This window comes from Streptomyces sp. CNT372, from assembly GCF_000377145.1.
Map to the genome: position 1 here is coordinate 43965 of NZ_KB897780.1, position 26054 is coordinate 70018.

Annotated in this window: 24 protein-coding genes; 10 read left to right on the forward strand and 14 right to left on the reverse strand. The window is 73.6% G+C overall.

Annotated features, from left to right (window positions below; all coding sequences use genetic code 11):
* Positions 1–78 precede the first annotated feature (78 nt).
* Together C593_RS0110605 and C593_RS0110610 are read right to left on the reverse strand one after the other, a co-directional pair.
* Positions 79–1341: an Ig-like domain-containing protein gene (locus tag C593_RS0110605; RefSeq protein ID WP_018847276.1), complete on the reverse strand. Its 1263-nt coding sequence runs from the start codon at positions 1339–1341 to the stop codon at positions 79–81.
* A 527-nt stretch (positions 1342–1868) separates the two neighbouring features.
* Positions 1869–2246, reverse strand: a complete 378-nt coding sequence (locus C593_RS0110610; RefSeq protein ID WP_051093668.1) for a hypothetical protein — start codon at positions 2244–2246, stop codon at positions 1869–1871.
* A 106-nt stretch (positions 2247–2352) separates the two neighbouring features.
* Between C593_RS0110610 and C593_RS0110615 the strand changes: the two genes are divergently transcribed.
* Positions 2353–2709 (forward strand): hypothetical protein, encoded by a 357-nt coding sequence (locus C593_RS0110615; RefSeq protein WP_026277562.1) that lies wholly within the window; start codon positions 2353–2355, stop codon positions 2707–2709.
* A gap of 62 nt (positions 2710–2771) precedes the next feature.
* On the opposite strand, the gene hutH is transcribed toward C593_RS0110615, so the two are convergent.
* The 5 genes from hutH to C593_RS0110640 all read right to left on the reverse strand — a co-directional run bounded on the left by hutH (position 2772) and on the right by C593_RS0110640 (position 9213).
* Positions 2772–4313, reverse strand: a complete 1542-nt coding sequence (gene hutH / locus C593_RS0110620) for a histidine ammonia-lyase (protein WP_018847279.1) — start codon at positions 4311–4313, stop codon at positions 2772–2774.
* A gap of 210 nt (positions 4314–4523) precedes the next feature.
* Entirely contained in the window at positions 4524–5696 is a 1173-nt protein-coding gene (locus C593_RS0110625) for a GGDEF domain-containing protein (RefSeq protein ID WP_037745441.1), read from the reverse strand.
* Positions 5697–5828: 132 nt separating this feature from the next.
* Complete coding sequence (locus C593_RS0110630) at positions 5829–6629, reverse strand: enoyl-CoA hydratase-related protein (protein WP_018847281.1); 801 nt, start codon at positions 6627–6629, stop codon at positions 5829–5831.
* 269 nt (positions 6630–6898) lie between these two features.
* Positions 6899–8110 carry an adenylate/guanylate cyclase domain-containing protein gene (locus C593_RS0110635; RefSeq protein ID WP_018847282.1) on the reverse strand — a complete coding sequence of 404 codons (1212 nt, stop codon included), beginning with the start codon at positions 8108–8110 and terminating at the stop codon, positions 6899–6901.
* Between the two features lie 233 nt (positions 8111–8343).
* Positions 8344–9213, reverse strand: a complete 870-nt coding sequence (locus tag C593_RS0110640; protein WP_020610284.1) for a biotin--[acetyl-CoA-carboxylase] ligase — start codon at positions 9211–9213, stop codon at positions 8344–8346.
* A 147-nt stretch (positions 9214–9360) separates the two neighbouring features.
* Here C593_RS0110640 and C593_RS0110645 point away from each other — a divergent pair, with 147 nt between their 5' ends.
* The 4 genes from C593_RS0110645 (at position 9361) to C593_RS0110660 (ending at position 12241) form a co-directional block, all read left to right on the forward strand.
* Positions 9361–10950: an acyl-CoA carboxylase subunit beta gene (locus C593_RS0110645; RefSeq protein ID WP_018847284.1), complete on the forward strand. Its 1590-nt coding sequence runs from the start codon at positions 9361–9363 to the stop codon at positions 10948–10950.
* Between the two features lie 52 nt (positions 10951–11002).
* On the forward strand, positions 11003–11212 hold the full coding sequence (locus tag C593_RS0110650) for an acyl-CoA carboxylase epsilon subunit (protein WP_018847285.1): 210 nt from the start codon (positions 11003–11005) through the stop codon (positions 11210–11212).
* Between the two features lie 151 nt (positions 11213–11363).
* Complete coding sequence (gene mmpB / locus C593_RS33690) at positions 11364–11492, forward strand: morphogenic membrane protein MmpB (protein ID WP_018847286.1); 129 nt, start codon at positions 11364–11366, stop codon at positions 11490–11492.
* A 158-nt stretch (positions 11493–11650) separates the two neighbouring features.
* Positions 11651–12241, forward strand: a complete 591-nt coding sequence (locus tag C593_RS0110660; RefSeq protein WP_018847287.1) for a Maf family nucleotide pyrophosphatase — start codon at positions 11651–11653, stop codon at positions 12239–12241.
* A gap of 125 nt (positions 12242–12366) precedes the next feature.
* On the opposite strand, the gene C593_RS0110665 is transcribed toward C593_RS0110660, so the two are convergent.
* A complete protein-coding gene (locus C593_RS0110665) occupies positions 12367–12813 on the reverse strand; it encodes a hypothetical protein (protein WP_018847288.1) in 447 nt (148 codons plus the stop codon).
* A gap of 381 nt (positions 12814–13194) precedes the next feature.
* On the opposite strand from C593_RS0110665, the gene C593_RS0110670 reads away from it, so the two are divergent.
* A complete protein-coding gene (locus C593_RS0110670; RefSeq protein ID WP_018847289.1) occupies positions 13195–14946 on the forward strand; it encodes an ATP-binding protein in 1752 nt (583 codons plus the stop codon).
* Between the two features lie 153 nt (positions 14947–15099).
* The gene (locus tag C593_RS0110675) at positions 15100–15654 is read left to right on the forward strand and encodes a TetR/AcrR family transcriptional regulator (RefSeq protein WP_037745521.1); all 555 of its coding nucleotides are present in this window, start codon (positions 15100–15102) and stop codon (positions 15652–15654) included.
* Positions 15655–15787: 133 nt separating this feature from the next.
* Here the strand turns inward: C593_RS0110675 and C593_RS0110680 are convergent, their stop codons facing one another.
* Together C593_RS0110680 and C593_RS0110685 are read right to left on the reverse strand one after the other, a co-directional pair.
* Positions 15788–16723: a DeoR/GlpR family DNA-binding transcription regulator gene (locus C593_RS0110680; protein ID WP_078521379.1), complete on the reverse strand. Its 936-nt coding sequence runs from the start codon at positions 16721–16723 to the stop codon at positions 15788–15790.
* 184 nt (positions 16724–16907) lie between these two features.
* Positions 16908–18347: an NAD(P)H-quinone dehydrogenase gene (locus tag C593_RS0110685; protein ID WP_018847292.1), complete on the reverse strand. Its 1440-nt coding sequence runs from the start codon at positions 18345–18347 to the stop codon at positions 16908–16910.
* 212 nt (positions 18348–18559) lie between these two features.
* Between C593_RS0110685 and C593_RS0110690 the strand changes: the two genes are divergently transcribed.
* The 3 genes from C593_RS0110690 to C593_RS0110700 all read left to right on the forward strand — a co-directional run bounded on the left by C593_RS0110690 (position 18560) and on the right by C593_RS0110700 (position 21847).
* Positions 18560–18997, forward strand: coding sequence for a gamma-glutamylcyclotransferase family protein (locus C593_RS0110690; protein ID WP_018847293.1), 438 nt, complete (start codon positions 18560–18562; stop codon positions 18995–18997).
* A gap of 223 nt (positions 18998–19220) precedes the next feature.
* Positions 19221–20054, forward strand: coding sequence for a purine-nucleoside phosphorylase (locus C593_RS0110695; protein WP_026277563.1), 834 nt, complete (start codon positions 19221–19223; stop codon positions 20052–20054).
* Between the two features lie 134 nt (positions 20055–20188).
* The gene (locus C593_RS0110700) at positions 20189–21847 is read left to right on the forward strand and encodes a phospho-sugar mutase (RefSeq protein WP_018847295.1); all 1659 of its coding nucleotides are present in this window, start codon (positions 20189–20191) and stop codon (positions 21845–21847) included.
* 123 nt (positions 21848–21970) lie between these two features.
* Here the strand turns inward: C593_RS0110700 and C593_RS0110705 are convergent, their stop codons facing one another.
* The 4 genes from C593_RS0110705 to C593_RS0110720 form a co-directional block, all read right to left on the reverse strand.
* Positions 21971–23353, reverse strand: a complete 1383-nt coding sequence (locus C593_RS0110705; RefSeq protein ID WP_018847296.1) for an XrtP-associated glycosyltransferase — start codon at positions 23351–23353, stop codon at positions 21971–21973.
* Positions 23354–23488: 135 nt separating this feature from the next.
* Positions 23489–23662 carry a hypothetical protein gene (locus C593_RS32960; protein WP_158686819.1) on the reverse strand — a complete coding sequence of 58 codons (174 nt, stop codon included), beginning with the start codon at positions 23660–23662 and terminating at the stop codon, positions 23489–23491.
* A gap of 92 nt (positions 23663–23754) precedes the next feature.
* Positions 23755–24918: a non-hydrolyzing UDP-N-acetylglucosamine 2-epimerase gene (gene wecB, locus C593_RS0110715; RefSeq protein ID WP_020610285.1), complete on the reverse strand. Its 1164-nt coding sequence runs from the start codon at positions 24916–24918 to the stop codon at positions 23755–23757.
* A gap of 395 nt (positions 24919–25313) precedes the next feature.
* Positions 25314–25967 carry a PH domain-containing protein gene (locus C593_RS0110720; protein ID WP_018847299.1) on the reverse strand — a complete coding sequence of 218 codons (654 nt, stop codon included), beginning with the start codon at positions 25965–25967 and terminating at the stop codon, positions 25314–25316.
* Positions 25968–26054: the final 87 nt, after the last annotated feature.

A 26054-nucleotide genomic window follows, 5' to 3' on the forward strand; every position in this document is an offset into this window, starting at 1 on the left:
CCCCGCACGCACGAAGCGGCGGCCCTCCCGGTCGGGAGGGCCGCCGCTTCGGCGTCGGGGCGGATGGCGCGGAGCGGATCAGACCGCGGAGCCGGCCTTCCACTGGGACCAGTTCATGTTCCAGCCGTTGAGGCCGTTGTCCGGCTGGATGACCTTGTCCTTGGAGTTCTTCACGATCACGACGTCGCCGATGATCGAGTTGTTGTAGAACCACGCGGCGGGCTGGTTCGGGTCGCCCGCGCCCTTGACGTCGTTCAGGCCCACGCAGCCGTGGCTGGTGTTGGCGTTGCCGAAGATCGAGTCGGCGCCCCAGTAGTTGCCGTGCAGGAAGGTGCCCGACGTGGACAGGCGCATGGCGTGCGGCACGTCCTTGATGTCGTACTCGCCCTTGCCGTCGTCGTCGGTGAAGCCGACCGTCGCGCCGTTCATCCGGGTCTCCTTGAACTTCTCGGAGATCACCATCTGACCGTTGTAGGTCGGGTTCTCCGGGGAGCCGGCGGAGATCGGAATGGTCTTGATCGTCTTGCCGTCCTGGGTGACCGTCATCGTCTTCGTCGCGACGTCGACGGTGGAGACCTGGTTGCGGCCGATCTTGAAGGTGACGGTCTTCTGCTGGACGCCGTAGACGCCGTCCGCGCCCTCGACGCCGTCCAGCGCGAGCTTCAGCGTGACGGTCGAGCCCTCGGTCCAGTACTGGTCCGGGCGGAAGTCCAGACGCTGGTCGTTGAACCAGTGCCCGACGACCTCCTGGCCGCTGCTGGAGCTGACCGTGATGCCGGACTGGACGGCCTTGCGGTCGGTGATCGCCTTGTTGAAGTTGATCGAGACCGGCATGCCGACGCCGACGGTCGAGCCGTCCTCGGGCGTGAAGTTCCCGATGAAGCTGTTGTCGGGCGAGACGGTGGTGAAGGACGAGTTCTCGTGGGCCGCCAGGCCGTCGGCGTCCTTCGCCGTCACGGCGAGCTTGTAGGTGGTGGAGCGCTCCAGCTGCACGTCCGGCTTCCAGCTCTTGCCGTCGGCCGCGATGGTGCCCTTGACGGCGGTGCCGTCGGCTCCGGTCAGGGTGACCTCGGTCAGCGTGCCGTCGGAGACGGTGACCTTGGCGGCGTTGTTGATGCTGGCGTTGTCGGAGCCGTTCTTCGGGGAGATCGCTATTCGTGCCTTGGAGACCTCCTTGGCGGCCGCCTCGTCGACCTGCGCCTGCGACGTCTTCGAGCTGTCGGACCCCGCGCCCTTGTCGCCGTCGCTGCAGGCGGAAAGCACCAGCACGCCCCCGAGCACCGCGGACACGGCCACCAGACCCCTGCGCCGCTTGCTGTCCGTCATCACATGCTTCTCCATCGTCGCCGATTTCCCCGGACCGTCACTGTGGACAATCCCCATCTCAGGGCATCCGGTTCCACATCCGCGAAGGATGTGGGGAACGCCACTGCCGGTCGCGCGACCCCCCGCGCCCCGCTCACCGATGTGATCGACGCGTGCGGCGGCCGGTTGGTTGCACGGGCCCGCGGACCGGTGCTGACGTGGCGCGGCGGCCTCCCCGTCGCGCCCGTCGTGCACCGGCCGTCCGGCGCTCCGCCAGTACGCCTGCCCGGGCATCCGGTGCCTGAAGCACGCGGATCCGGGCGGCGGGAGTCCGGTGGTCGACCGGACACGGCGGCGGTGCCGGCCCGCCCCCCATCATCCTCCTTGCCGGGACCGCCCCGGAACCACCCCCTCGCCCACCGCTGACCCCGGCCCGCGGCATCGGGGGCCCCGGCGCGTCTCCCCCGGCGTGCACGGGGGGGGGACGGGCCCGCTCGCGCCGTGGCGATGTGATCCGTCTTACGCCCCGGCCCGTCCCTCGGCATCCGGGGGCGCGCTGCCGTTCAGCGGGGGCCCGCTCCGGGCTCCACCCCGGGGCCTTCGTCGAGGTCCTCGTCGTCCGAGTCGTCGTCGGAGTCGTCGTCGAGGTCCCAGTCGTCCGCGTCCGGGTCGTAGTCGACCTGCTCACTGCTCCAGGACGCCTGCGCCAGCTCCACCCCCGGCACCTCGGCGACCAGGTCGAACGGGTCGACGAGGTACGCCAGCGCCTCCGCCTCGTCCTCGCGGACCGCCGAGCCGGCGTGCGCGCGCTCCTCGTCCGGCATCAGCTCGTCGGCCGTGATGCGCTCCAGGGCGGCCCCGGTCAGGGCGTCCGGGTCCTCGATCTCCAGGACCAGTTCCACTCGCAGCCGCACAAAACGTGATGTCTCGTCAGTGGTCATGGACGGGAGCGTAGGGGCCGGTGCCCTCGGGTTTCCGGAGACCCGCTGCGTTCACTAGCATCAGCGCATTCAATGATTCGAACGACCGTTGATGGGGAAGGTGTTCGTGTCCGTCGCACGTCGTCCGCTGCTCACCGCGACCGCCGCGGGGTCCCTGCTGTGCGCGCTGTGGTTCGTCCCTTCGGCGAACGCGACCGGTGAGAGCAGACAGGGCCAGGTGGCGGCCGCGGCCGGCACCGTCACCCCGGCCCGGAACGCCGAAGCCCCCGAGGCGGGGCCCGGCAGCGGCGACCAGGACCAAGGCCCGGGCCAGGACCAGAGCCACGGCCGGGAACTCCGGCTGGCGGACACCGGCGGCGTGAACACCACCCCGTACGTCATCGCCGGGTCGGCGTTCCTCGCGATCGGCGCGGGCTTCGTCGGGTACTCGATCCGCAGGAGCGGCGGCGCGTACGCGGCCTGACCCCGCGCGCGACGCACACGGGGTCAGGAAGACGTACGGGGCCGGGGAGAGGGCCGGGAGGGTCAGGCGAGCGGGCCGGTCACCGGCTCCACCGCCGCCAGCAGCCGCCCCTCCCGCACGAACGCCTCGGCCGCCGCCAGGTCCGGTGCCAGGAAGCGGTCCGGACCGGGCCCCTGGGCGCCGGCCTCCCGCAGCGCGGCGATCGCGGCCTGCGAGGCGGGCGCCGGGGTGAGGTGACGGCGCAGTTCGATGCCGCGGGTGGCCGCGTACAGCTCGACGGCGAGGACCCGGGCCAGGTTGTCGACCGCGGTGCGCAGCTTGCGGGCGGCGGACCAGCCCATCGAGACGTGGTCCTCCTGCATCGCGGAGGACGGGATGGAGTCCGCGGACGCGGGCACGGCGAGGCGCTTCAGCTCGGCGACCAGGGCGGCCTGCGTGTACTGGGCGATCATCAGACCGGAGTCCACGCCCGCGTCGTCCGCGAGGAACGGCGGCAGGCCGTGGGAGCGGTTCTTGTCGAGCAGCCGGTCCGTGCGGCGCTCGGCGATGGAGCCGAGGTCGGCGACGGCGATCGCGAGGAAGTCCAGGACGTAGGCGACGGGCGCGCCGTGGAAGTTCCCGTTGGACTCCACCCGGCCGTCGGGCAGCACCACGGGGTTGTCGACGGCGGCGGCCAGCTCGCGGTCCGCGACCAGGCGGGCGTGGGCCATGGTGTCCCGGCCGGCGCCGGCGACCTGGGGGGCGCAGCGCACCGAGTAGGCGTCCTGGACGCGCGGGGCCTCCTCCTCCTGGAAGTGGCCGGTCAGCCCGGAGCCCTTGAGTACGGCGAGCATGTTGGCGGCGGACGCGCCCTGCCCGGGGTGCGGCCGGATGGCGTGCAGGTCGGGCGCGAGGACCTTCTCGGTGCCGAGGAGGGCCTCCAGGGTGAGCGCGGCCGTGATGTCGGCGGTCTTGTAGAGGCGGTCGAGGTCGGCGAGGGCCATGACGAGCATGCCGAGCATGCCGTCGGTGCCGTTGAGGAGGGCGAGGCCCTCCTTCTCGCGCAGGACGACCGGCTCGATGCCGTGCTCGGCGAGGAGTTCACCGGCGGGGCGGACGGTGCCGTCGGGCCCCTCGGCGTCGCCCTCGCCCATCAGCGCGAGGGCGCAGTGGGAGAGCGGTGCGAGGTCGCCGGAGCAGCCGAGGGAGCCGTACTCGTGGACCACGGGGGTGATGCCCGCGTTCAGCAGGTCCGCCATGGTCCGGGCGACCTCGGGCCGGACGCCGGTGCGGCCGGAGCACACGGTCTTCAGCCGCAGGAACATCAGCGCCCGCACGACCTCCCGTTCGACGCGCGGGCCCATGCCGGCGGCGTGCGAGCGGACGATGTTGCGCTGCAACTGGGCACGGAGTTCGGGGCTGATGTGCCGGGTCGCGAGGGCGCCGAACCCGGTGGAGACCCCGTAGACGGGCTCGGGCTTGACGGCCAGGGCGTCCACCACGGCACGGGCCTCGGCGAGGGCGGCGCGGGCCTCGTGGGAGAGCTCGACACGGGCGCCCCGGCGGGCCACGGCGACGACGTCGTCGGCGGTGGTACCGGACGTCCCCACCACGACAGTGTGCATATCCATATTCAGCAGCGTACGTTTTGAATCGCTACCTGTCACGAGATGGTCGGGGACCGCTTGCCGAGGGGCCGGCGGCCGCGAAGGGGGCGGAGGCCCCGGCGGTGGTACCGCCGGGGCCGGCGGCCGCGAAGGGGGCGGAGGCCCCGGCGGTGGTACCGCCGGGGAACGCCGGCACCGGCTCCTCACGGCCGCCGCCCGCACGGCGCATCACGGCTCGCTCCACGGCTCCCGGGCCTCCGGGTCCTCCTCCGGCCGGGCGTCGCGGAAACGGCGGCGGTCCTGGGGCGAACGCGGCGGGGAGTCGGCCAGCCGCAGGACCGTTCCGTCCCGGCCGGCGACCACCGGGCCGGGTGAGCGGGCGGCCTTGGCCCGGTACTGGGCGGCGTCGGCCAGCCGGAAGAGCCGCCGCCCGCTGCGCACCTCCCCGATGGCGTCCCCGGTGGACGCCACCCCGCAGGCCACCCCCGCCCCGAGCTCCAACTCCCCCGCGCGCACGCACAGTTCCGCGGCCGCCGCGATCACGTCGTCGGCCGGCGGGCCCTCGGCGACGAGACAGAACTCGTCGCCGCCGAGCCGGGCCGCGAGCGCGCCCGGGAGCATCGCCCCGCACCGGGACAGCACCGAGCCGAACCGTTCCAGCAGCCGGTCCCCGACCTCGTGCCCCAGGGTGTCGTTGACCTGCTTGAGACCGTTGAGGTCGCAGACGACCAGGCTCACCACCACCCCGTCGCGACGGTGGTTCTCCAGCGCCTCGTCCAGCCGGGTGTCGACGGCCCGGCGGTTCGCCAGCCCGGTCAGCGGATCGGTGAACGCGAGGGTGCGGACCTCCTCCAGCCGCTCGGTCTGCGCGATCCCGGCGGCGACCACGGCGGCGAGGACTGCCGCGAAGTCGGCGTCCTCCCGGCCGAAGACGGGTGCGTCGAGAGGCCGGGCCACGTACAGCTCGCCCCATGCGCGGCCGTGCAGCACGATCGGGGCGACCACACAGCAGCCGCGCCGCCGCCGTCTCAGTGCGGCCACCCGCTGGTGGCAGTAGCCGTGGCCGGGAGTCGCCGGTCCTTCCGCCGTCTCCACCCAGGCGTCCGGCTCCCCGCCGCCCGCCCACTGCTCGTGCAGGAATTCGGTGATCTCGGGGAAACGGTTCACCGGATAGGTCTCCGCCTCCGGGAACTCCTCCTCGCCCTCGGCCCGTTGCCCGGCGTTGACCAGGACCTTCAGCCGTCCCAGCTCCCGTTCCCAGACGGAGAGCGCCCCGAAGGTGCCGTCGAGGGCGACACAGGCGCCGAGGGCCGCCGCCCGCCAGGACTCCCGAGGGGTGTGGGCGGCCGCCATCGCCTGCGCCAGCGCCACGACGGCCCGCAAACGCCGATCCTCAGCCATCCCCCCACACTAGAGAGGTTTGTCCGAATACGATCGGTTGGACGCGAAAGTGATCAATCATCACGCCCCGGCCACGCCCGGCACGGCGCCCGGCGGCCCCGCGAGGCCGGAGGCACCGGGGCTCGCGGCGCGTCACTCCCCCGGCCAGGCCGGCCGCCGCTTCTCGTTGAACGCGGCCACACCCTCGGCCCGGTCGCCGGAAAACGCGGTCGCGCGCCAGGCGGCGTCCTCCACCTCCAGCCCCGCCCGCAGGTCCAGCCCCTGACCGAGACGCATCGCCTTCTTGGCGTTGCGCAGCCCGACGGGCGAGTTGACGGCGATCCGGGCCGCCAGCGCCAGCGCCTCGGCGCGGGCGTCCTCCCCGAGGACGTCGACGAGCCCGAGCTCGCGCGCCTCGGCCGCCTCCACCCGGCGGGCGGTGAAGACCAGCTCGGCGGCGCGGGCGGCGCCCACCCGGCGGGGCAGCAACTGCGTGCCGCCGCCGCCCGGGATGACGCCGACCGACACCTCGGGCAGTCCGACGACGGCCGTCGCGTCGGCCACGATCACATCGCAGGAGAGCGCCAGCTCGAAGCCGCCGCCCAGGGCGAAACCGTGTACCGCCGCCACGGTGGGCATCGGCAGCTCCAGCACCCCGGTGTACGCGCCGCGCGCGGTGGGCCGCTGCCGCACCAGGTCGGCGTCGGAGAAGGAGTTGCGCTCCTTGAGGTCCGCGCCGACACAGAAGGCGCGGTCGTTGCTGGAGGTCAGGACGGTGACCCGGACCTCCCGGTCGGCGGCGAGGGCGGCACAGGCCGCACCGATCGAGGCGGCCATCTCCGTGGAGACCGCGTTCATCGCCTTCGGCCGGTCGAGGACGAGCTCGGCGACATGCCCCTGCTCGTGCCTGCGCACCGCGACGAACTCCCCGAACCTCTGCTCGGACTCCGGCATGACGGCCCACCCTCCCGGTTAACGCTGGTTCACATCCACCGGGATCATAGGCCCAGGGAGCGCCGGGACGGCAGGGGACGGAGGGGGACGGCCGGGCGTGCGGGTACGACGGGACAGCGGGGCCGGGCGCGGCAGAGGAGTGTGCGGGTACGGCGGGGCCGGGCAGGGGCCACCGGGCCCGCGCACAGCGGGCGCCCGGCCGGGGCGCGGCCGGGCGGCGCGACAGCGCCGGTCAGGGCGCGGCCGGCCGGCGGGCCAGGGGACGGGGGTCAGGGCGCGGCCGGGCGGCGGGCCAGCAGCCACGGCTCCACCACACCCAGCCCGCGCACGGGGCGCTGCCACATCGGCTGGAGGCCGTACCGGTACGGCGAGGGCTCCTCGCTCTCCTTCTCCGCCGCCGCGGCCTCCGCCTCCGACTCCGGGGCGTCCCCGGTCCGCACCAGCTCCTCGGCGAACGCGCCGTCGACCAGGACCGCGTCCTTGGGCGCTATCGAGGTGAGCCGGCTCGCCAGGTTCACGGTCGTCCCGAACACGTCGCCCATCCGGGTCGTCACCGTGCCGAAGGCGATGCCCACCCGCAGCGCGGGCATGGTCTCGTCCTCGGACATGGCGTCGATGAGGCGCAGCGCGATCTCGGCGGCCGTGCGGGCGTCGTCCGCCGCGTACAGGACCTCGTCGCCGAGGGTCTTGATCAGCCGGCCGCCGTGCGCGGCGACCAGGTCGGCACAGGTGGTCTCGAAGGATTCGACGAGTTCGCCGAGTTCCTCCTCCTCCAGGCGCCGGGTGAGCCGGGTGAAGCCGACCAGGTCGGCGAAGCCGACGGCGAGCCGGCGGTCCACCATCTCCTCGTCGTCGGCGGCCTGGACGACCCGGCCGGTCGCGGCCGCGAGCTGGCGCCGCCACACGTATACGAGGAACTCCTCCAGCTCGGGCAGGAGCAGCTCGACCAGCGGATAGGTGACCTCGGTCCGGGTCATCCCCGGCTCCGGGGGCTCGGTGAGGCCCTCCAGGAAGGAGTCGATCTGCCATTCGGCCAGCCGGGCGGTGGTCTGCCCGGTGGAGCGGGCCACCTGGATCGCCATCGGCTCGCTGAGCAGCCCCGCCTCCACCAGACCGGCGAGGCGGCGCAGGGCGAGGACGTCCGCCTCGGTGAGCGCCTTGGCCTGGCCGATGTCCGCGAAGCCCATGGCCCGCCAGAAGCGGGAGGCCAGCTCCATGGAGACACCGGCGGTGCGGGCGGCCTGGAAGGGGGTGTAGCGGCGTTCGGCGCCGAGGATGAGCTGTTCGAGCCGGATGGCCAGGGGGTCGTCGGACGGCTCGGCCGTGTGGTCGACCTCGCGGTGCGGGGGGTGGACGGCTCCGGGGCCGTTCTGGCCCGCGCCGCTCCCGGAGGCGGCCGGGCCCGCGGTGCCGGAGGAGCCGGACGAGGAGTCCGACGGCGGCTGCTCGCCCGCGCCGGAAGTGGTGTCGTCGACGGTCACCAGCCGCCTCCTGCCCGTTCCCTGCGCACGTACCTGCCGATCTGTCGCTCGATCGCCTCAACGATACGGCAGGTGTGCCCCAGCTCACGTCCCGGCGGCGGACCCGCACGAACGGAATGCGCCGCACCGCTCGCACCGCCCCGGCTCCGCCCGGGCGCGCACACAGGCGGGGACCGCCCGCACCGGCCCCGGCCCGCCCGGGCCGGCGCACGAGCCGGGACACCCGCCCCGCCTCAGCCCGCCGGGCGCAGATGGACGATGTCGCCCGCCGAGACCGCCGTGCGCTCCCCGTCACCCGTGGTGACCACGAGCCGGCCGTCGCCGTCGATCGCCGCCGCCTCGCCCGTCAGCGCCTTCCCGCCGGGCAGCTCGGCGCGCACCTCGCGGCCGAGGGTGGCGCAGCCCGCCGCGTACGCCGCCTGGAGCCCGCAGGCCCCCGCGTCGCCGCCCGCCGCGCGCCAGTCGCCGTACCACTGCTCCAGGGAGCGCAGCACGGCCCGCAGCAGGGGGTCGCGGTCGGTGGAGACGGCGTTCGCGAGGCCCAGGGAGCCGGCCGTGGGGACGGGCAGCTCACCGGCGTCGAGCGAGACGTTGATGCCCAGGCCGAGGACGACCGCGTCGTCACCGGCACGCTCCGCGAGGATGCCGCCGGTCTTGCGCTCCTCGCCGCCCACGGTCACCAGGAGGTCGTTGGGCCATTTGAGGGTCAGATCGGTGCCGGCGGCACGGGCGAGACCGGTCGCGGCGGCCACGCCGCCCAGCAGCGGGAGCCAGCCCCAGCGCTCCGGGGGGATCTCCGGTCCGGGGCGCAGCAGCACCGACAGGAAGAGGCCGGAGCGCGGCGGCGCGGTCCAGGAGCGGTCCAGCCGGCCCCGGCCCGCGGTCTGCTCCTCGGCGACCAGCACGGCCCCCTCGGGCAGGTCCCCGGCCCGCTCGGCCAGGTCGGAGTTGGTGGAACCCACGCTCGGCAGGACGTCCAGGGAGGTCCACAGGCCCCCGGGGACGAGGAGGGCGCGCCGCAGCGCGGCCACGTTCAGCGGGGGCCGGCCGAGGTCGGACCAGCGGCTTGCGGGGGCCCCGTCGGGCGCATTCTCGTGCGTCATGCAAGCCAGGTTAGGTGTGGCAAACGCCGCACTGCCGAACGGTATCCCCGCCGATACGCTACGAGTCAGTAGCACCGGAACCAGCCCGGAAGCCGATCACCCGTTTCCGTACCCGTCCCCCGTGACCAGTCAGGGAGCCGCATCCCGATGTCCGAGCCGGAAGCAATCGACATCCACACCACCGCGGGCAAGATCGCGGATCTTCAGCGCCGGATCGACGAGGCGACGCACGCCGGCTCCGCACGCGCCGTGGAAAAGCAGCACGCCAAGGGCAAGTTGACCGCTCGGGAGCGGATCGACCTGCTGCTGGACGAGGACTCCTTCGTGGAGCTGGACGAGTTCGCCCGGCACCGCTCGACCAACTTCGGCCTGGAGAGGACCCGGCCCTACGGCGACGGCGTGGTCACCGGCTACGGCACGGTCGACGGCCGTCCGGTGGCCGTGTTCTCGCAGGACTTCACCGTCTTCGGCGGCGCCCTCGGCGAGGTGTTCGGACAGAAGATCATCAAGGTGATGGACTTCGCCCTGAAGACCGGCTGCCCGGTCGTCGGCATCAACGACTCCGGCGGCGCGCGCATCCAGGAGGGCGTGAGCGCGCTCGGCATGTACGGCGAGATCTTCCGCCGCAACGCGCACGCCTCGGGCGTGATCCCGCAGATCTCCCTGGTCGTCGGCCCCTGCGCGGGTGGCGCGGTCTACTCCCCCGCGATCACCGACTTCACGGTGATGGTGGACCAGACCTCGCACATGTTCATCACCGGCCCGGACGTCATCAAGACCGTCACCGGCGAGGACGTCGGCTTCGAGGAGCTGGGCGGCGCGCGCACCCACAACACCACCTCGGGCGTGGCGCACCACATGGCGGGCGACGAGAAGGACGCCATCGAGTACGTCAAGTCCCTGCTGTCGTACCTGCCGTCCAACAACCTCTCCGAGCCGCCGTCCTTCCCGGAGTCCGCGGACACCGCGGTCAACGACGAGGACCGGGAGCTGGACACGCTGATCCCGGACTCGGCGAACCAGCCCTACGACATCCGCACCGTGGTCGAACACGTCCTGGACGAGGGCGAGTTCCTGGAGACCCAGACGATGTTCGCGCCGAACATCGTGACCGGCTTCGGCCGGGTGGAGGGCTTCCCGGTCGGCATCGTCGCCAACCAGCCGATGCAGTTCGCGGGCTGCCTGGACATCAACGCCTCGGAGAAGGCGGCGCGTTTCGTGCGCACCTGCGACGCGTTCAACGTCCCGGTGATCACCTTCGTGGACGTGCCCGGCTTCCTCCCGGGCGTCGACCAGGAGTACGGCGGCATCATCCGGCGCGGCGCCAAGCTGATCTACGCGTACGCCGAGGCGACCGTCCCGCTGATCACGGTCATCACCCGCAAGGCGTTCGGCGGTGCGTACGACGTGATGGGCTCCAAGCACCTGGGCGCCGACCTCAACCTGGCCTGGCCCACGGCCCAGATCGCGGTCATGGGCGCGCAGGGCGCGGTGAACATCCTGCACCGCCGCACCATCGCGGAGACCCCCGCCGAGGAGCAGGAGGAGGTGCGGGCGCGGCTGATCCAGGAGTACGAGGACGCCCTGCTCAACCCTTACACCGCGGCCGAGCGCGGCTACATCGACGCGGTGGTCATGCCGTCCGAGACCCGTGCCCACATCGTGAAGGGCCTGCGGCAGCTGCGCACCAAGCGGGAGAGCCTGCCCCCGAAGAAGCACGGCAACATCCCGCTCTGACGGTCCGACGGCGAGGGCCCGCTCCGAACGGCGGGCCCCGGGAGGCAATCCGATGATCAAGGTCGTACGAGGCAACCCCACCCCGGAGGAGCTGGCCGCCGCCGTCGCGGTCGTCCAGGCCCGTGCCGCGGCGAGCGCACAGGCCGCCTCGGGCACGTCCGAGGCCGTTCCCGAGGGCTGGTCGGACCCGGCGCGCATCGCCCGCAGCCGCCGGCCGATGCCGGGGCCGCGGTCCTGGGTCCGCAGCTACTGGCCGTCCTGACGGGCGGCCCGTGAGGCATGGGCGAGGGGGCAGGTCCCGGCCGGGACCTGCCCCCTCGCCGTGTGCGGTCCTCGCGGTGTGCCGGGGGCCACGGGCAGGTTGAGTACGCGTACTCAGGCGGGAGGGCGGCGCGACCCGCAGGATCGAAGGCATGCTGTGGTCCGACCCGGAGAACGAGCCGCCCGAGGAACTGCGCGCCATGCAGGCGATGCTGCGCCGCGCGGGTGTGCTGCTGGCGCTGGCGATGCTCGTCGCGATGCTGGCGGCGGGCCTGCGCTGACCCCGGCGGGCCGGGACCCGGGCCCGCCGCCCCTCGCCCGTCAGGTACCCGGGCCCGTCCCGCACGTGTGGGCCCGGCCCCGGGTCCCCCGTCGCGCACGTGTGGGCCCGGCCCCCGGCCCGTACCGGCGCCCGGCGGGCCGCCCGTAGCATGACCCCATGCGTCTCGTCCTCGCCTCCGCGTCGCCCGCCCGCCTCGGTCTGCTGAAGCAGGCCGGACTCGATCCCCATGTCGTCGTCAGCGGGGTCGACGAGGACGCGATCGAGGCGCCCACTCCCGCCGAACTGGCCCTCGTCCTCGCCGAGGCCAAGGCCGACGCCGTCGCCGCCCGCCCGGAGGCGGCCGGGGCCCTGCTGGTCGCCTGCGACTCCGTCCTCGAACTGGACGGCACGGCCTACGGGAAGCCCGCCGACGCCGAGGAGGCCACCGCCCGCTGGAAGGCGATGCGCGGGCGGGACGGGGTGCTGCGGACCGGGCACTGCGTGATCGACACCGTGACCGGCCGGCGCGCCTCGGCGACCGCGTCGACCACCGTGCGCTTCGGGGAGCCGACGGACGCGGAGATCGCCGCGTACGTCGCCAGCGGTGAACCGCTGCACGTGGCCGGGGCGTTCACCCTGGACGGGCGGTCCGCGCCGTTCGTCGACTCGATCGACGGCGACCACGGCAACGTCATCGGCCTCTCGCTGCCCCTGCTGCGCAGGCTGCTCGCCGAGACCGGCCACTCGATCACCGACTTCTGGACCTGACCGGCCCGCCGGCCCGCGAGGCCCGGCCCGGTGGTCCCGCCCGGTCCGGTGGCTCGGTCTGGTCCGGTGGCTCGGTCTCGGTCCGGTCCGGTGGTCCCGCCCGGTCCGGTGGCCCGGGCCGTGGCTCAGGCGGTGGCCGGGCCCGCCGCCGGGCCGGTCTCCACGGGGTCGGCCGGTTCGGCGGGCTCCGCCGCCACCCGGGGCCCGTAGGCCACCAGCGGCAGCACCACCAGCGCCAGCACCGCCATCATCGCGGCGAACGCCGACCAGCCGACCAGACCCACCGTCAGCGCGCCGAGCACCCCGTGCACCACCGCGCAGACGACGAGGAGGATCCGGCCGGGGCGCCCGGGCGCCCGGTCGCGTACGCCCATCAGGAGCAGCACCGCCGCGCACGCCCCGAGGAACAGCCCGGAGCCGATGCCCAGACCCCAGGTCGCGTCGGCCATGAGCGCCGGGTCCAGTCCGTCGAGGGACATGTTCTGGCCCGTCACGAACCTCGCCATGATGCCGTTGAGCACCACGATCCCGACGGCCTCCGCCAGCAGGACGAGCGCCGCCACCACGGCCACCGTTCTGCGCACCACGGCACCCCACCCCCAGTTTTCGGGCCCTGCCACCGGACGTACGTACGACAGCCCGCACGCTACTGACCGGTAAACGCAGGGACAAGAGGTGCGGCACTCCCGGAGTCGGGGCAAAGAATCAGGGGTCCGTTCGTAGGGACTCCACAAAGAAACGCGGGAGCGAGGTGGCCCGGCGAACAGAGACCTTGACCACACCGGAGGGTTACTGTGCGAGGGGAGATGCCGTCGTACCTTGGTGCGACAAGGGATTTCACGATCGAGCGAGCCTCGAATCACGCTCCGTGTGGGCAAGCTCACCATTGGGGACGGGTCGATAGGCCGTGTCGGCAGTCCCTAAACTCAGCTTGTTTCAAGGAGGGAGCCATCGTGCGCAAGGTGCTCATCGCCAACCGTGGCGAAATCGCTGTCCGTGTCGCCCGGGCCTGCCGGGACGCCGGCATCGCCAGTGTCGCCGTCTACGCGGATCCGGACCGTGACGCTCTGCATGTCCGCGCGGCGGACGAGGCGTTCGCCCTGGGCGGTGACACCCCGGCCGCCAGTTACCTGGACATGGCCAAGGTGCTCCAGGCCGCGGCCGACTCCGGAGCGGACGCGATCCACCCCGGCTACGGCTTCCTGTCCGAGAACGCGGAGTTCGCGCAGGCCGTCCTCGACGCCGGCCTGACCTGGATCGGCCCGCCGCCGCAGGCCATCCGGGACCTCGGTGACAAGGTCGCCGCCCGGCACATCGCCCAGCGCGCGGGCGCCCCCCTGGTCGCGGGCACCCCCGATCCGGTCTCCGGCGCGGACGAGGTCGTCGCCTTCGCCGAGGAGCACGGCCTCCCCATCGCGATCAAGGCCGCCTTCGGCGGCGGCGGGCGCGGTCTGAAGGTCGCCCGCACCCTCGACGAGGTCCCCGAGCTGTACGACTCCGCCGTCCGCGAGGCGGTCGCCGCCTTCGGCCGCGGCGAGTGCTTCGTCGAGCGCTACCTCGACAAGCCGCGCCACGTGGAGACCCAGTGCCTGGCCGACACGCACGGCAACGTGGTCGTCGTCTCCACGCGTGACTGCTCCCTCCAGCGCCGTCACCAGAAGCTCGTCGAGGAGGCCCCGGCGCCGTTCCTGACGGACGAGCAGAACGCCGAGCTGTACCGGGCGTCGAAGGCCATCCTGAAGGAGGCCGGCTACGTCGGCGCCGGCACGGTGGAGTTCCTGGTCGGCCTCGACGGCACGATCTCCTTCCTGGAGGTCAACACCCGTCTCCAGGTCGAGCACCCGGTGACCGAGGAGGTCACCGGCATCGACCTGGTGCGCGAGATGTTCCGCATCGCCGACGGCGAGGAGCTGGGTTACGGCGACCCGGCGGTGCGCGGTCACTCCTTCGAGTTCCGTATCAACGGCGAGGACCCGGGCCGCAACTTCCTGCCCGCCCCCGGCACCGTCACCTCCTTCCGCCCGCCGACCGGCCCGGGTGTCCGCCTGGACGCCGGTGTCGAGTCCGGCTCGGTGATCGGCCCGGCGTGGGACTCCCTGCTGGCCAAGCTGATCGTCACCGGCGCCACCCGTGAGCAGGCCCTCCAGCGGGCGTCCCGCGCGCTGGCCGAGTTCGAGGTCGAGGGCATGGCCACGGCCATCCCCTTCCACCGCGCCGTGGTGGTGGACCCGGCCTTCACCGCCGACCCGTTCCGCGTGCACACCCGCTGGATCGAGACGGAGTTCGTCAACGAGGTCAAGCCGTTCACCGTCCCGGGTGAGGCGGACGAGGACGAGGCGGGCCGCGAGACGATCGTCGTCGAGGTCGGCGGCAAGCGCCTGGAGGTCTCGCTGCCGTCCTCCCTCGGGATGACCCTCGCCCGCACCGGGCTGGCCGCCGGCGCCAAGCCGAAGCGCCGGGCCGCGAAGAAGTCCGCGTCGGGCGCCTCCGGCGACACCCTGGCGTCCCCGATGCAGGGCACGATCGTCAAGGTCGCCGTCGAGGAGGGCCAGGAGGTCAAGGAGGGCGACCTGGTCGTCGTCCTGGAGGCCATGAAGATGGAGCAGCCGCTCAACGCGCACCGCTCCGGCACGGTCAAGGGCCTCTCCGCCGAGGTCGGCGCCTCGCTCACGGCCGGTGCGACGATCTGCGAGATCAAGGACTGACCCGTCCCGCCCGGCGTTCACGCGTCCCGAGGGCCCCGGCCGACCGACCGGCCGGGGCCCTCGGGCGTTGCCCCGGCAGCGGTACGCCCCTCGGACCCGGCGGTATCCGGCATCCTGGACGGCGTGACCGAGACCAGCCCCCTGCCCCGGCCGATGCGAGCCGACGCGCGCCGCAACTACGAGCGGCTGCTCACCGAGGCGCGCGCCGTGTTCGCCGCGCAGGGCACCGACGCGTCCCTGGAGGAGATCGCCCGCCGCTCGGGCGTGGGCATCGGGACGCTGTACCGGCACTTCCCCAACCGCCAGGCGATGCTGAGCGCCGTCTTCCAGGAGGCGCTGGCCGCGCTGCTGGAACGCTCGACTGAACTCGCCGACGCGGAGGAGCCGTGCGCGGCCCTCGTGGAGTGGCTGCGCGCGCTGATCCGGCACGCGGGCGAGTACCGGGGCCTGACCTGGGCGCTGATGTCCGCCGCCGGCACGGAGGGCACCGGTTCGGCGATGACCTCGTGCAGTGTGCCGCTGCGTGCGGCGGGCGAGCGGCTGCTGCGCCGCGCGCAGGAGAGCGGCGCGGTGCGGGCGGACGTCGGGATCGGCGATCTGATGCAGCTCACCAACGCGATCGCCCTGGCGGCCGAACAGACCCCGTCCGACACGGAGTTGGCCGACCGCCTGCTGAGACTGACCCTGCGGGGCCTCAAGGGCTCCTGAGGGCACGGCCCCGCGCGTGCGGAGTGCCCGGCCGGGTCTCGCGTGCGAAGTGCTCGCCCCGGCCCCGCGCGCGACGCGCCCGCCCGCCCCGGCCCCGCGCGCAACGGGCACGCCGGCCCGGCCCGGCGGGGCGCTACCGGCGGCGCAGGTCCGCGACGCGGGCCGCCGTGCGCTCCGGCAGCCCCTCCGGGGCCAGCGCCCCCGTGGTGCTGCGCAGCCCGCCCCGGGTGCGGCGCTGCCCCGGGAGGGGTACGTCGTGCCGGGCCGCGCCCCCCGGCGCCTGGGTCTGTGCCCCGGCGACCGCGATCTGCACGCCCTGGTCGGCCAGCGCCTGCAACTCCGTCGCGGCCCGCTCGTCGTGCGGCGGCGGCTCGTCCGTCACCAGGCGCGTGATCACGTCCGTCGGCACGGTCTGGAACATGGTGTCCGTACCGAGCTTGGTGTGATCGGCGAGGACCACGACCTCCGCCGCGGCCTGGACCAGCGCCCGGTCCACGCTCGCCGAGAGCATGTTGGACGTGGACAGGCCCCGCTCGGCCGTGAGCCCGCTCCCGGAGAGGAACGCCCGCGAGACGCGCAGCCCCTGGAGGGACTGCTCCGCCCCGCTGCCCACCAGCGCGTAGTTGGACCCGCGCAGGGTGCCGCCGGTCATCACGACCTCGACCCGGTTGGCGTGGGCGAGGGCCTGCGCGACCAGCAGGGAGTTGGTGACCACGGTCAGCCCCGGGACGCGCGCGAGCCGGCGGGCCAGCTCCTGCGTGGTCGTCCCGGCGCCGACCACGATGGCCTCGCCCTCTTCGACGAGGCCCGCGGCGAGGTCGGCGATGGCCGTCTTCTCCGCGGTGGCGGACAGGGATTTCTGCGGGAAGCCGGATTCGCGGGTGAACCCGCCCGGCAGTACCGCACCGCCGTGCCGGCGGTCGAGGAGTCCTTCTGCCTCCAGTGCCCGCACGTCCCGCCGTACGGTCACTTCGGAGGTCTGGACGACGCGGGCGAGCTCACGGAGCGACACGGCTCCGTTGGCGCGCACCATTTCGAGGATCAACTGACGACGTTCTGCAGCGAACACGAAACTGACAGTAACCCCACCGCCGCGTCGTTTTCAGCTCTATGCGCCGGATAACGGAAATTGCACGCTTGAGGGGCCGCCAAGTGATATAGACGGCCCCTCAGTTGATCGATTCGGGCGCGGAGTGCCCGGGGTTCGCCGGGTTTCTCCCCCGCTCCGCCCGGTTCGCGCCCCGCCGGGCCGGTCAGCCCTCGCCCAGGCCCTTGCGGGTGTGCAACTGCCGGGCCACCTCGGCGATCGAGCCCGACAGAGACGGGTACACGGTGAACGCGTTCGCGATCTGCTCCACCGTCAGGTTGTTGTCGACCGCGATCGAAATGGGGTGGATCAGCTCCGAGGCGCGCGGCGAGACGACCACACCACCGACCACGATCCCGGTGCCGGGGCGGCAGAAGATCTTGACGAAGCCGTCCCGGATGCCCTGCATCTTGGCGCGCGGGTTGCGCAGCAGCGGCAGCTTGACGGCCCGGGCGTCGATCTTGCCCGCGTCCACGTCCGCCTGGGTGTAGCCGACCGTCGCGATCTCCGGGTCGGTGAACACGTTCGCGGAGACGGTCTTCAGGTTCAGCGGGGTCACCGCGTCGCCGAGGAAGTGGTACATCGCGATCCGGCCCTGCATGGCCGCGACCGAGGCGAGCGCGAAGACGCCGGTGACGTCACCGGCCGCGTACACACCGGGGGCGGTGGTGCGGGAGACCTTGTCCGTCCAGATGTGCCCCGAGTCCCGCAGGCGGACCCCGGCCTCCTCCAGACCCATGCCCGCCGTGTTCGGGACGGCGCCGACCGCCATCAGGCAGTGCGTGCCGGAGATGACCCGGCCGTCGGCCAGCGTGACCTCGACCCGGTCGCCGGCCCGCTTGGCGGACTGGGCGCGGGAGCGGGCCATCACGTTCATCCCGCGCCGGCGGAACACGTCCTCCAGCACGGCGGCCGCGTCCGGGTCCTCGCCCGGCAGCACCCGCTCGCGCGAGGAGACCAGGGTGACCCGGGAACCCAGCGCCTGGTACGCGCCCGCGAACTCGGCGCCCGTGACACCGGAGCCGACCACGATGAGCTCCTCGGGGAGCTCGGTCAGGTCGTAGACCTGGGTCCAGTTGAGGATGCGCTCGCCGTCCGGCAGCGCGTCCGGGATCTCACGGGGGTGGCCGCCGGTCGCGACCAGCACCGCGTCCGCCGTCAGCCGCTCCTCGCTGCCGTCGGCGGCCCGCACCACGACCGTGCGGGAGCCGTCCGTGTCCTGCTGCCCCTCCAGCCGGCCCCGGCCGCGCATCACCCGCGCGCCGGCCCGGGTCACGGCGGCCGTGATGTCGTGGGACTGGGCGAGCGCGAGGCGCTTCACCCGCCGGTTGACCTTGCCGAGGTCCACGCCGACGACCCGGGCGGCCTGCTCGATGTGGGGGGTGTCGTCGGCCACGATGATGCCCAGCTCCTCGTAGGAGGAGTCGAAGGTCGTCATCACCTCGGCGGTGGCGATCAGGGTCTTCGACGGCACGCAGTCGGTGAGCACCGACGCCCCGCCCAGACCGTCGCAGTCGACGACGGTCACCTCCGCGCCGAGCTGGGCGGCCACGAGCGCCGCCTCGTAGCCGCCGGGTCCGCCACCGATGATCACGATCCGGGTCACGAAAAAGTCCGCCTCGCATTGTCGTTCCCGGCCCGCCTGCCCGCTCTGCCGGGGATCCGGGGAAGCCCCGGGAGGAATGCAGTACGTACTTCATTGTCCCGCACCACGGGCGGTCCCTCGCCCCCGGGGCTCGAAACCCCGCGCGAGCGGCCGGGGCCGGGCGGCACCGGCGTGTCCTACACCCCTGCGCGCGCTCCCGTACCCTCGATCCCATGTCGCTCTACGCCGCGTACGCCGGCAACCTCGACGCGCGGCTGATGTCCCGCCGCGCACCGCACTCCCCGCTGCGCAGCACCGGCTGGCTGAACGGCTGGCGGCTGACCTTCGGCGGCGAGCAGATGGGCTGGGAGGGCGCCCTGGCCACCATCGTGGAGGCACCCCGCTCCCAGGTCTTCGTGGCGCTGTACGACATCGCGCCGATGGACGAGGACTCCATGGACCGCTGGGAGGGCGTCGGCCTGGACATCTACCGCCGGATGCGGGTCCGGGTGGACACCCTGGACGGCGAGGAGCCGGCCTGGGTCTACGTCCTCAACGCGTACGAGGGCGGTCTGCCGTCCGCCCGCTACCTGGGCGAGATCGCGGACGCGGCGGAGTCGGCGGGGGCGCCGCACGACTACGTGATGGAGCTGCGCAAGCGGCCCTGCTGAGCCCCCGGGGCCGGTGCCGCCCGCCGTGCCGGGCGCCCCGGGAGTCCTCGCCGCCGGCCCCTCACCGGCCCCCGGCCGCGCTTCGGCACGCCCCTCGCAGGCCATTCATCGGCCCTTCGCCGGCCCTTCGCCGGCCCTTCGTCGGAAACGACAAGACAACGATCCGAAGACCGTGCGCAGCGTCATCTACGCGCGTAGGGCAACACGGGTTACCCTCATCGGCGTGAACGCATCTGTGAATCCGGACCTCCCGGGCGACACCCTCGCCGACCCCCATGCCGCGGCCGACGCCGCCGCCTCGCGCCTGCGTGAGCTGACCGGCACCGAGACCCACGACGTCGCGCTGGTCATGGGCTCCGGCTGGGCCCCCGCGGTGGACGCGCTCGGCGCACCCGAGGCGGAGTTCCCCGTCACCGAGCTGCCCGGCTTCCCGCCCCCGGCGGTCGAGGGCCACGGCGGCAAGGTCCGCTCGTACCGCATCGGCGGCAAGCGCGCACTCGTCTTCCTGGGCCGCACCCACTTCTACGAGGGCCGCGGCGTGGCCCCCGTCGCCCACGGCGTCCGCACCGCCGTCGCCGCCGGCTGCAAGACCGTCGTCCTGACCAACGGCTGCGGCGGCCTCCGCGACGGCATGCGCCCCGGCCAGCCGGTCCTGATCAGCGACCACATCAACCTCACCGCCGCCTCCCCGATCGTCGGCGCCAACTTCGTCGACCTCACCGACCTCTACTCGCCGCGGCTGCGCGCGCTCTGCAAGGAGGTGGACGAGACCCTGGAGGAGGGCGTCTACGTCCAGTTCCCCGGCCCGCACTACGAGACCCCGGCCGAGATCAACATGGTCCGTGTGATGGGTGGCGACCTGGTCGGCATGTCCACCGTCCTGGAGGCCATCGCGGCCCGTGAGGCGGGTGCCGAGGTGCTCGGCATCTCCCTCGTCACCAACCTCGCCGCCGGCCTCTCCGGGGAGCCCCTCAACCACGAGGAGGTCCTCCAGGCCGGCCGCGACTCCGCCGCGCGGATGGGCGAGCTGCTGACCCGGGTGCTGGACCGCATCTGACGGCCGGGACCGCCCGGCCCCACGGGGGCGGCGGCATCCCGGCCGCCGCGCCCGTCCCGCGCACCCTCGCATGCCCGCGCCGGGGCGCGCAGACCACTTCACGAGAGCACCAGAGCACGAGAGGCGGACCAACCGTGCAGCAGGACCTCATCGCACGGGCCGAGGCATGGCTCGCGGAGGACCCCGACCCCGAGACGCGCGCGGAGCTCGCCGCGCTGATCGAGGCACGCGACCTCGACGCGCTCGGCGACCGCTTCGCCGGCACCCTCCAGTTCGGCACCGCGGGCCTGCGCGGCGAGCTGGGCGCGGGCCCCATGCGCATGAACCGGTCCGTCGTCATCCGGGCCGCCGCCGGTCTCGCCGCGTACCTGCGGGCCAGGGGGCAGGGCGACGGGCTCGTCGTCGTCGGCTACGACGCCCGCTACAAGTCCGCCGACTTCGCCCGGGACACCGCCGCCGTGATGGTCGGCGCCGGGCTGCGGGCCGCGGTCCTGCCGCGTCCGCTGCCGACGCCCGTACTCGCCTTCGCCATAAGGCAGTTGGGCGCGGTCGCGGGTGTCGAGGTGACCGCCAGCCACAACCCGCCCCGGGACAACGGCTACAAGGTCTACCTCGGCGACGGCTCCCAGATCGTGCCGCCCGCCGACACGGAGATCGCCGCCGAGATCGCGGCCGTCGCCCGGCTCGCGGACGTGCCGCTCGCGGAGTCGGGCTGGGACGTCCTGGGCGACGAGGTCCTCCAGGCGTACCTGGAGCGCACCGACGCGGTCCTCTCCGCGGGGTCCCCGCGCACCGCGCGGGTCGTCTACACGGCGATGCACGGCGTCGGCAAGGACGTGCTGACCGCCGCGTTCGCCCGGGCCGGCTTCCCGCCGCCCGCGCTCGTCGCCGAGCAGGCCGACCCGGACCCGGCGTTCCCGACGGTCGCCTTCCCGAACCCGGAGGAGCCGGGCGCGATGGACCTGGCCTTCGAGGCGGCCCGCGCGGTCGTCCCGGACGTCGTCATCGCCAACGACCCCGACGCGGACCGCTGCGCGGTGGCCGTGCCGGACGCCGCCGTCGAGGGCGGCTGGCGCATGCTCCGGGGCGACGAGGTCGGCGCGCTGCTCGCCGCGCACCTGGTGCGCACGGGCGCGACGGGCGTCTTCGCGGAGTCCATCGTCTCCTCCTCCCTCCTCGGCCGGATCGCCGCGTCGGCGGGCCTCGCCCACGAGGAGACCCTGACCGGTTTCAAGTGGATCGCCCGCGTCGAGGGCCTGCGCTACGGCTACGAGGAGGCCCTCGGCTACTGCGTCGACCCGGACGGCGTCCGCGACAAGGACGGCATCACGGCGGCGCTGCTCGTGGCGGAGCTGGTCTCCGTCCTCAAGGAGGAGGGGCGCACGCTGCCGGACCTCCTCGACGACCTGGCCGTCGAGCACGGGCTGCACGCGACGGACCAGCTCTCGGTCCGCGTCTCGGACCTCTCGGTCATCGCCGACGCGATGCGCACCCTGCGTGAGAAGCCGCCGGTCTCCCTCGGCGGCCTGCGGGTCGCCTCGGCGGAGGACCTCACGGTGGGCTCGGCGGCCCTGCCGCCGACGGACGGCCTGCGCTACCACCTGGACGGCGAGTACGCGGCCCGCGTGATCGTCCGCCCCAGCGGCACCGAGCCCAAGCTCAAGTGCTACCTGGAGGTCGTCGTCCCGGTTTCGGACGCCACCGCCCTCCCGGCCGCCCGCGAGCGCGCGGCCGCGGTCCTGACCGCCCTCAAGACCGACCTCGCCTCGGCGGCCGGCCTCCCGGGGGCGTAGCCCTCGCGGGGGCCGGGCTTCGGGGGGTGCCCGTACGGAGCCCCGGCCCGGCCGCCCACCCGGTGCCGGCGGCGTCCCGGGGCCGGCGGCCTGCCCGGGCCGGTATCAGGTGGCCGGGCCGGGTCAGGCTTCCTTGGCGACCGGCCCGCCGGTCGGTGCCTCGGCGTTGCGGCGGGTCTTCGCCCAGCCGTTGCGGCCGCTGATCATCCGGCCGACGGCACGCCAGGCGACGACGTAGAGGAAGAACAAGTAGAAGGGGTAGGTCAGCCCCCAGCCGAGGGAGCGCCAGAAGCCGGCCCCCGGTTCGCACTTGCGCCGGTAGACAGGCCCCCAGATGACGAACTGACCGAGGGCCATGGCCGCGTAGAGCGCGATACCGCGCCAGCCGCCGTCGGCGAGGTACGCCGCCGCCGCTTCGGGATGGCGGTAGTACGAGATCCCCAGGGCGATCATCGGAATGGGGTAGAGCAGGGCGCCGACGAGCTGGAGCCAGGGCTGGCTGAGGAAGAAGGTCAGTTCGAGGAAGCCGGCGTTGGGGATCCTGTTGCTGCGCCAGATCGCGGGGATGTAGCCGAAGCACTGCATCACGCCCTGGGCCCAGCGGGTGCGCTGGGTGAGGAAGCGCTTGGTGTCGAAGAGCGCCTCCTGCTCGACGTAGGTGTCGGCGCAGAAGGAGTTGATCCAGCCCGCCAGCATCAGGTGGATGCCGAGTTCGAAGTCCTCCAGGAGCCGGCCGGTCCAGGGGCGTCCGCGTTCGGTGTCGAGGTCGTCGAGCGCGGACATGCGGACGAACTGGCCGTTGCCGCCGAGGCAGACGGTGCGGGAGGTCTTGCGGGCGTGCTGGAGGGCGGCGACGGGGGCACGGAACTCCAGGTCCTGCATGCGTATCAGGAGTCGGCTGTAGAGATTGCGCACGGCGCCCCCGTCGGGGGAAGGCCGCGGGTCGTCGCGGTTCATCATCCGCACCTCGATCTGGACGCCGCCGATCTCGGAGCGGCCGAAGAACCGGCGGGCGGCGACGTGGTCGAGGCATCCCGGTGCGGGGCGGCCGTCGGCGTCGAAGACGCCGACGATGACGCGGTGGCGGTCGGTGCCGGGCGGAAGCAGTGAACTGAGCGTGTCGTAGGCCGCGTTGAGGGCCTCCCCCTTGCCGAGACGGGCGTTGGGCCGCCGCCGCTGGACCAGGTGCACGCCCGCGTCCGTGGCGGCGGCGCGTCGCACGATCGCGCCGGTGCGGTCCTCCGAGTCGTCGTCGATGACCCAGATGTGGGCCTCCGGACAGGATGCGCGCAGGTAGGCGATGGTGTCGCCGATGACGGCTTCCTCGTCGCGGCACGGCACGAACAGGTGCCACTGGTAGTCCCCCGCCTTCCCGCGGCGCCGCTTGCGGCGCATGAGCAGCGGCAGGATCAGCCCGACGAGGTAGAGCGGGAAGAACAGGCTCAGGATGAGGCTGAAGTCGGCGAGCAGGCCCAGCAGGCCGGAGGGCTCGGAGGACGACGTCACGGGCGTTCCAGGTTCGAGGAGAGGGTCGGAGTTGGGGGCGGAGGCCGGTCCGGCCGGCGCGCGGACGGTCCCGACGGTGCCGGGGGTACCGGCCGGTCCGGCCGCGCGGAGGTCGGACGGACCGGCCGGTCCGGCTCAGCCCTTCGCGGCCCTGATGCGGGCGGAGCGCACCATCAGTACGCCTCCGAGTACCAGTGCGACGGCCAGGAGGGTCGTCACGATCCCCGGTGTCCCGCCCGTCACGGCGAGCTGGCCTCCGCCGATGACCACTCCGGCGCCCACGGCGCCCTTTCCTGCCGACCCGTACACGGGTCCTCCTTTCGTCGGGAAGCCGCGCCGGCCGTTCCGGCGGAGCTCCGGTGATCGCCGCCGCGCGGTCGGCGCGCCGGCTTCTGCGGGGGTCAGTGGCCGGGCGCGGTGCGCGGCAGGGGGATGCCGTCGGCGCACGGCAGGGGGGTGCCGTCGGCCAGGGCTGTCGCGAGTGCGTGGATCCGCGCGGACGCGGAGCCGTCGCCGTACGGTGACGGGGTGGCCAGCAGCCGCTCGTGCGTGCCGGGGGCGTCGAGTGCGGCCCGTGCCGCGTCCAGGAGCGGGGCTCCGGGTTCGACGAGCCGGCTGAATCCGGCGGCGACCGCCTCGGGGCGCTCGGTGCTGGTGCGGACGACGAGCAGCGGCTTCTTGAGGACGGTGACCTCCTCCTGCACACCCCCCGAGTCGGAGACGAGCAGGCGGGCACGGTCGGCGAGCGCGAGGAAGGTGGGGTGGTCGACGGGGTCCGTCACGTCGATCGGGGCCAGCAGGTGCTCCAGTCCGAACTGCTTGACCCTGTCGCCGGTCCTGGGGTGCAGGGGCATCACGACCCGTTCACCGAGCCCGGCGAGGGCGGTGAGCAGGGCTCGGAGGCGTTCGGGGCTGTCGGTGTTCTCGCTCCGGTGAACGGTGGCGAGGACGAAGGGCCCATCTATGCCGAGCTCGCGGGCTGTGCGGTCGCGTCCGGCGGCGTCCGGCAGGGACATCAGGGTGGCTTCCACGACCGTGTTGCCCGTGACGCGTATCCGCTCCCGCGCCGTACCGGTGGCGAGGAGGTTGGCGGCGGCCTCCTCGGTGGCGGCGCAGTGGACGTCGGCGAGCACCCCGACGACGAGCCGGTTGATCTCCTCCGGCATGGCCCGGTCTCCCGACCGCAGTCCCGCTTCGACGTGGACGACGGGTATGCCGCAGTAGTGCGCGGCCTGGGCTCCGGCGGACGTGCTGTTGGTGTCCCCCTGGACGACGACCACGCGCGGCGGGTCCGCCACGAAGGACCTGGCGAGTGCGGCCGTCAGCTCGCCGATCTGCGCTCCGCGCCCCCACGGCCCCATCGCGCCGTCCAGCAGCAGATGCGGTGCCGGCAGACCGAAGTTGGCGAAGAACGTTCCCGACAGGGCGCTGTCGTAGTGCTGGCCCGTGTGCACGACCCGGGCGCGCTCTCCCAGCAGCCGGATCAGTGGCGCCAGCTTGATGATCTCCGGCCGAGTGCCGAGCACCACAGCCACATCGCGTCTGCCGGTCGGTATCTCGCTCATGTCGGTCCTGCCGCGCACCCCGGATGTCCGGTGCACGTGCGCGCGGCCTGGTACCCGGAGCCGCGTCGACTGAGATCACGGCCAAGCGCAGCTTATGAGCCACGGATGACCGGAATTCACCCTCTGGGGACTTGTGATCAAAATGTGTTCGAGTCGAGAAGGCGGAGTGCCCGCCTGCGCCACGACCGTCCAGGGACGGACAGGTACGGACAGGTACGGACAGGGCAGACCGGGGCAGACGGGGGCGCTGGGGCGTGGCGCGGTTCGCGTCGGTGCCGCCACCGCGCGACACCGCCCGGAGCCCGCCCGGGGCCCACGAGGGCTCGGCGCCTCCGGAGCACGTTCGGCGCCCTCGCGGCGCCGGGCCCGCGGGCCCCGCACGCGCGACGCTCCGGTCAGACCGACAGCAGCACCCCGAGCAGCACCGCCCCCGCCACCGCCGGACCCATGATCTCGAAGGCCCAGCGCACCTGGGGCTCGCCCTGGGCGGCCGGGGCGGACGCGAGGCGTTCCGCCTGGGCGCGCAGGTCCGCGATCTTCCGGTCGGCCGGGGCCATGCGCGCCTCCGTGTCGGAGACGGAGGCCGTCACCGAGGTGTGGCCGTGCGGGTCGTCCGTCGCCTTCTGCATCTGCCGCCGCGCGGCCCGCTTCCGCTGCCGCAGCGACACCGGGACCGCCCAGAGCTGGTACTTCACGCCGCCCTGGGTGAAGACCTCGCTGGAGTATCCGGCGCGCACGTCCGCCACGCTCCCCCACGGCAGCGCGATCGTGCGGAACGGGTTGCGCACGAGGAGCCGGCGCTCGTCCGCACGCACCGCCGGGCGGAAGGTGAACGCGACGATGAGCGGGACCGCGAACAGCGCCCCCGCCAGCACCAGCCACGGCGTGCGCCCCTCGCCCCGGACCAGCGCGTCGACCGTGATCCAGGCGACGAGCGCGAGCATCAGCGCGCCGCCCACCATCGCGCCGGTGGACCGGTACACCCGCTCACCGGCGGCGTCGGAACCGGGGTCCGGGCTGTGCTGTGCGGAAGGCTCGGGGCTCGTCATGCCCCCGATTCTGCCGCACCGCGGACGCCCGCCCTCAATCCGCCGCCCGCACCCCCCTGTACAGGTCGCTACGCGCGTAGATATGCT

Bases quoted from the DNA above. Each gene is read 5' to 3' on its own strand.
- C593_RS0110605 (WP_018847276.1), bottom strand. From the start codon at position 1,341: ATGGAGAAGCATGTGATGACGGACAGCAAGCGGCGCAGGGGTCTGGTG.
- C593_RS0110610 (WP_051093668.1), bottom strand. From the start codon at position 2,246: ATGACCACTGACGAGACATCACGTTTTGTGCGGCTGCGAGTGGAACTG.
- hutH (WP_018847279.1), bottom strand. From the start codon at position 4,313: ATGCACACTGTCGTGGTGGGGACGTCCGGTACCACCGCCGACGACGTC.
- C593_RS0110625 (WP_037745441.1), bottom strand. From the start codon at position 5,696: ATGGCTGAGGATCGGCGTTTGCGGGCCGTCGTGGCGCTGGCGCAGGCG.
- C593_RS0110630 (WP_018847281.1), bottom strand. From the start codon at position 6,629: ATGCCGGAGTCCGAGCAGAGGTTCGGGGAGTTCGTCGCGGTGCGCAGG.
- C593_RS0110640 (WP_020610284.1), bottom strand. From the start codon at position 9,213: ATGACGCACGAGAATGCGCCCGACGGGGCCCCCGCAAGCCGCTGGTCC.
- C593_RS0110645 (WP_018847284.1), top strand. From the start codon at position 9,361: ATGTCCGAGCCGGAAGCAATCGACATCCACACCACCGCGGGCAAGATC.
- C593_RS0110650 (WP_018847285.1), top strand. From the start codon at position 11,003: ATGATCAAGGTCGTACGAGGCAACCCCACCCCGGAGGAGCTGGCCGCC.
- mmpB (WP_018847286.1), top strand. From the start codon at position 11,364: ATGCTGTGGTCCGACCCGGAGAACGAGCCGCCCGAGGAACTGCGCGCC.
- C593_RS0110660 (WP_018847287.1), top strand. From the start codon at position 11,651: ATGCGTCTCGTCCTCGCCTCCGCGTCGCCCGCCCGCCTCGGTCTGCTG.
- C593_RS0110675 (WP_037745521.1), top strand. From the start codon at position 15,100: ATGCGAGCCGACGCGCGCCGCAACTACGAGCGGCTGCTCACCGAGGCG.
- C593_RS0110690 (WP_018847293.1), top strand. From the start codon at position 18,560: ATGTCGCTCTACGCCGCGTACGCCGGCAACCTCGACGCGCGGCTGATG.
- wecB (WP_020610285.1), bottom strand. From the start codon at position 24,918: ATGAGCGAGATACCGACCGGCAGACGCGATGTGGCTGTGGTGCTCGGC.
- C593_RS0110720 (WP_018847299.1), bottom strand. From the start codon at position 25,967: ATGACGAGCCCCGAGCCTTCCGCACAGCACAGCCCGGACCCCGGTTCC.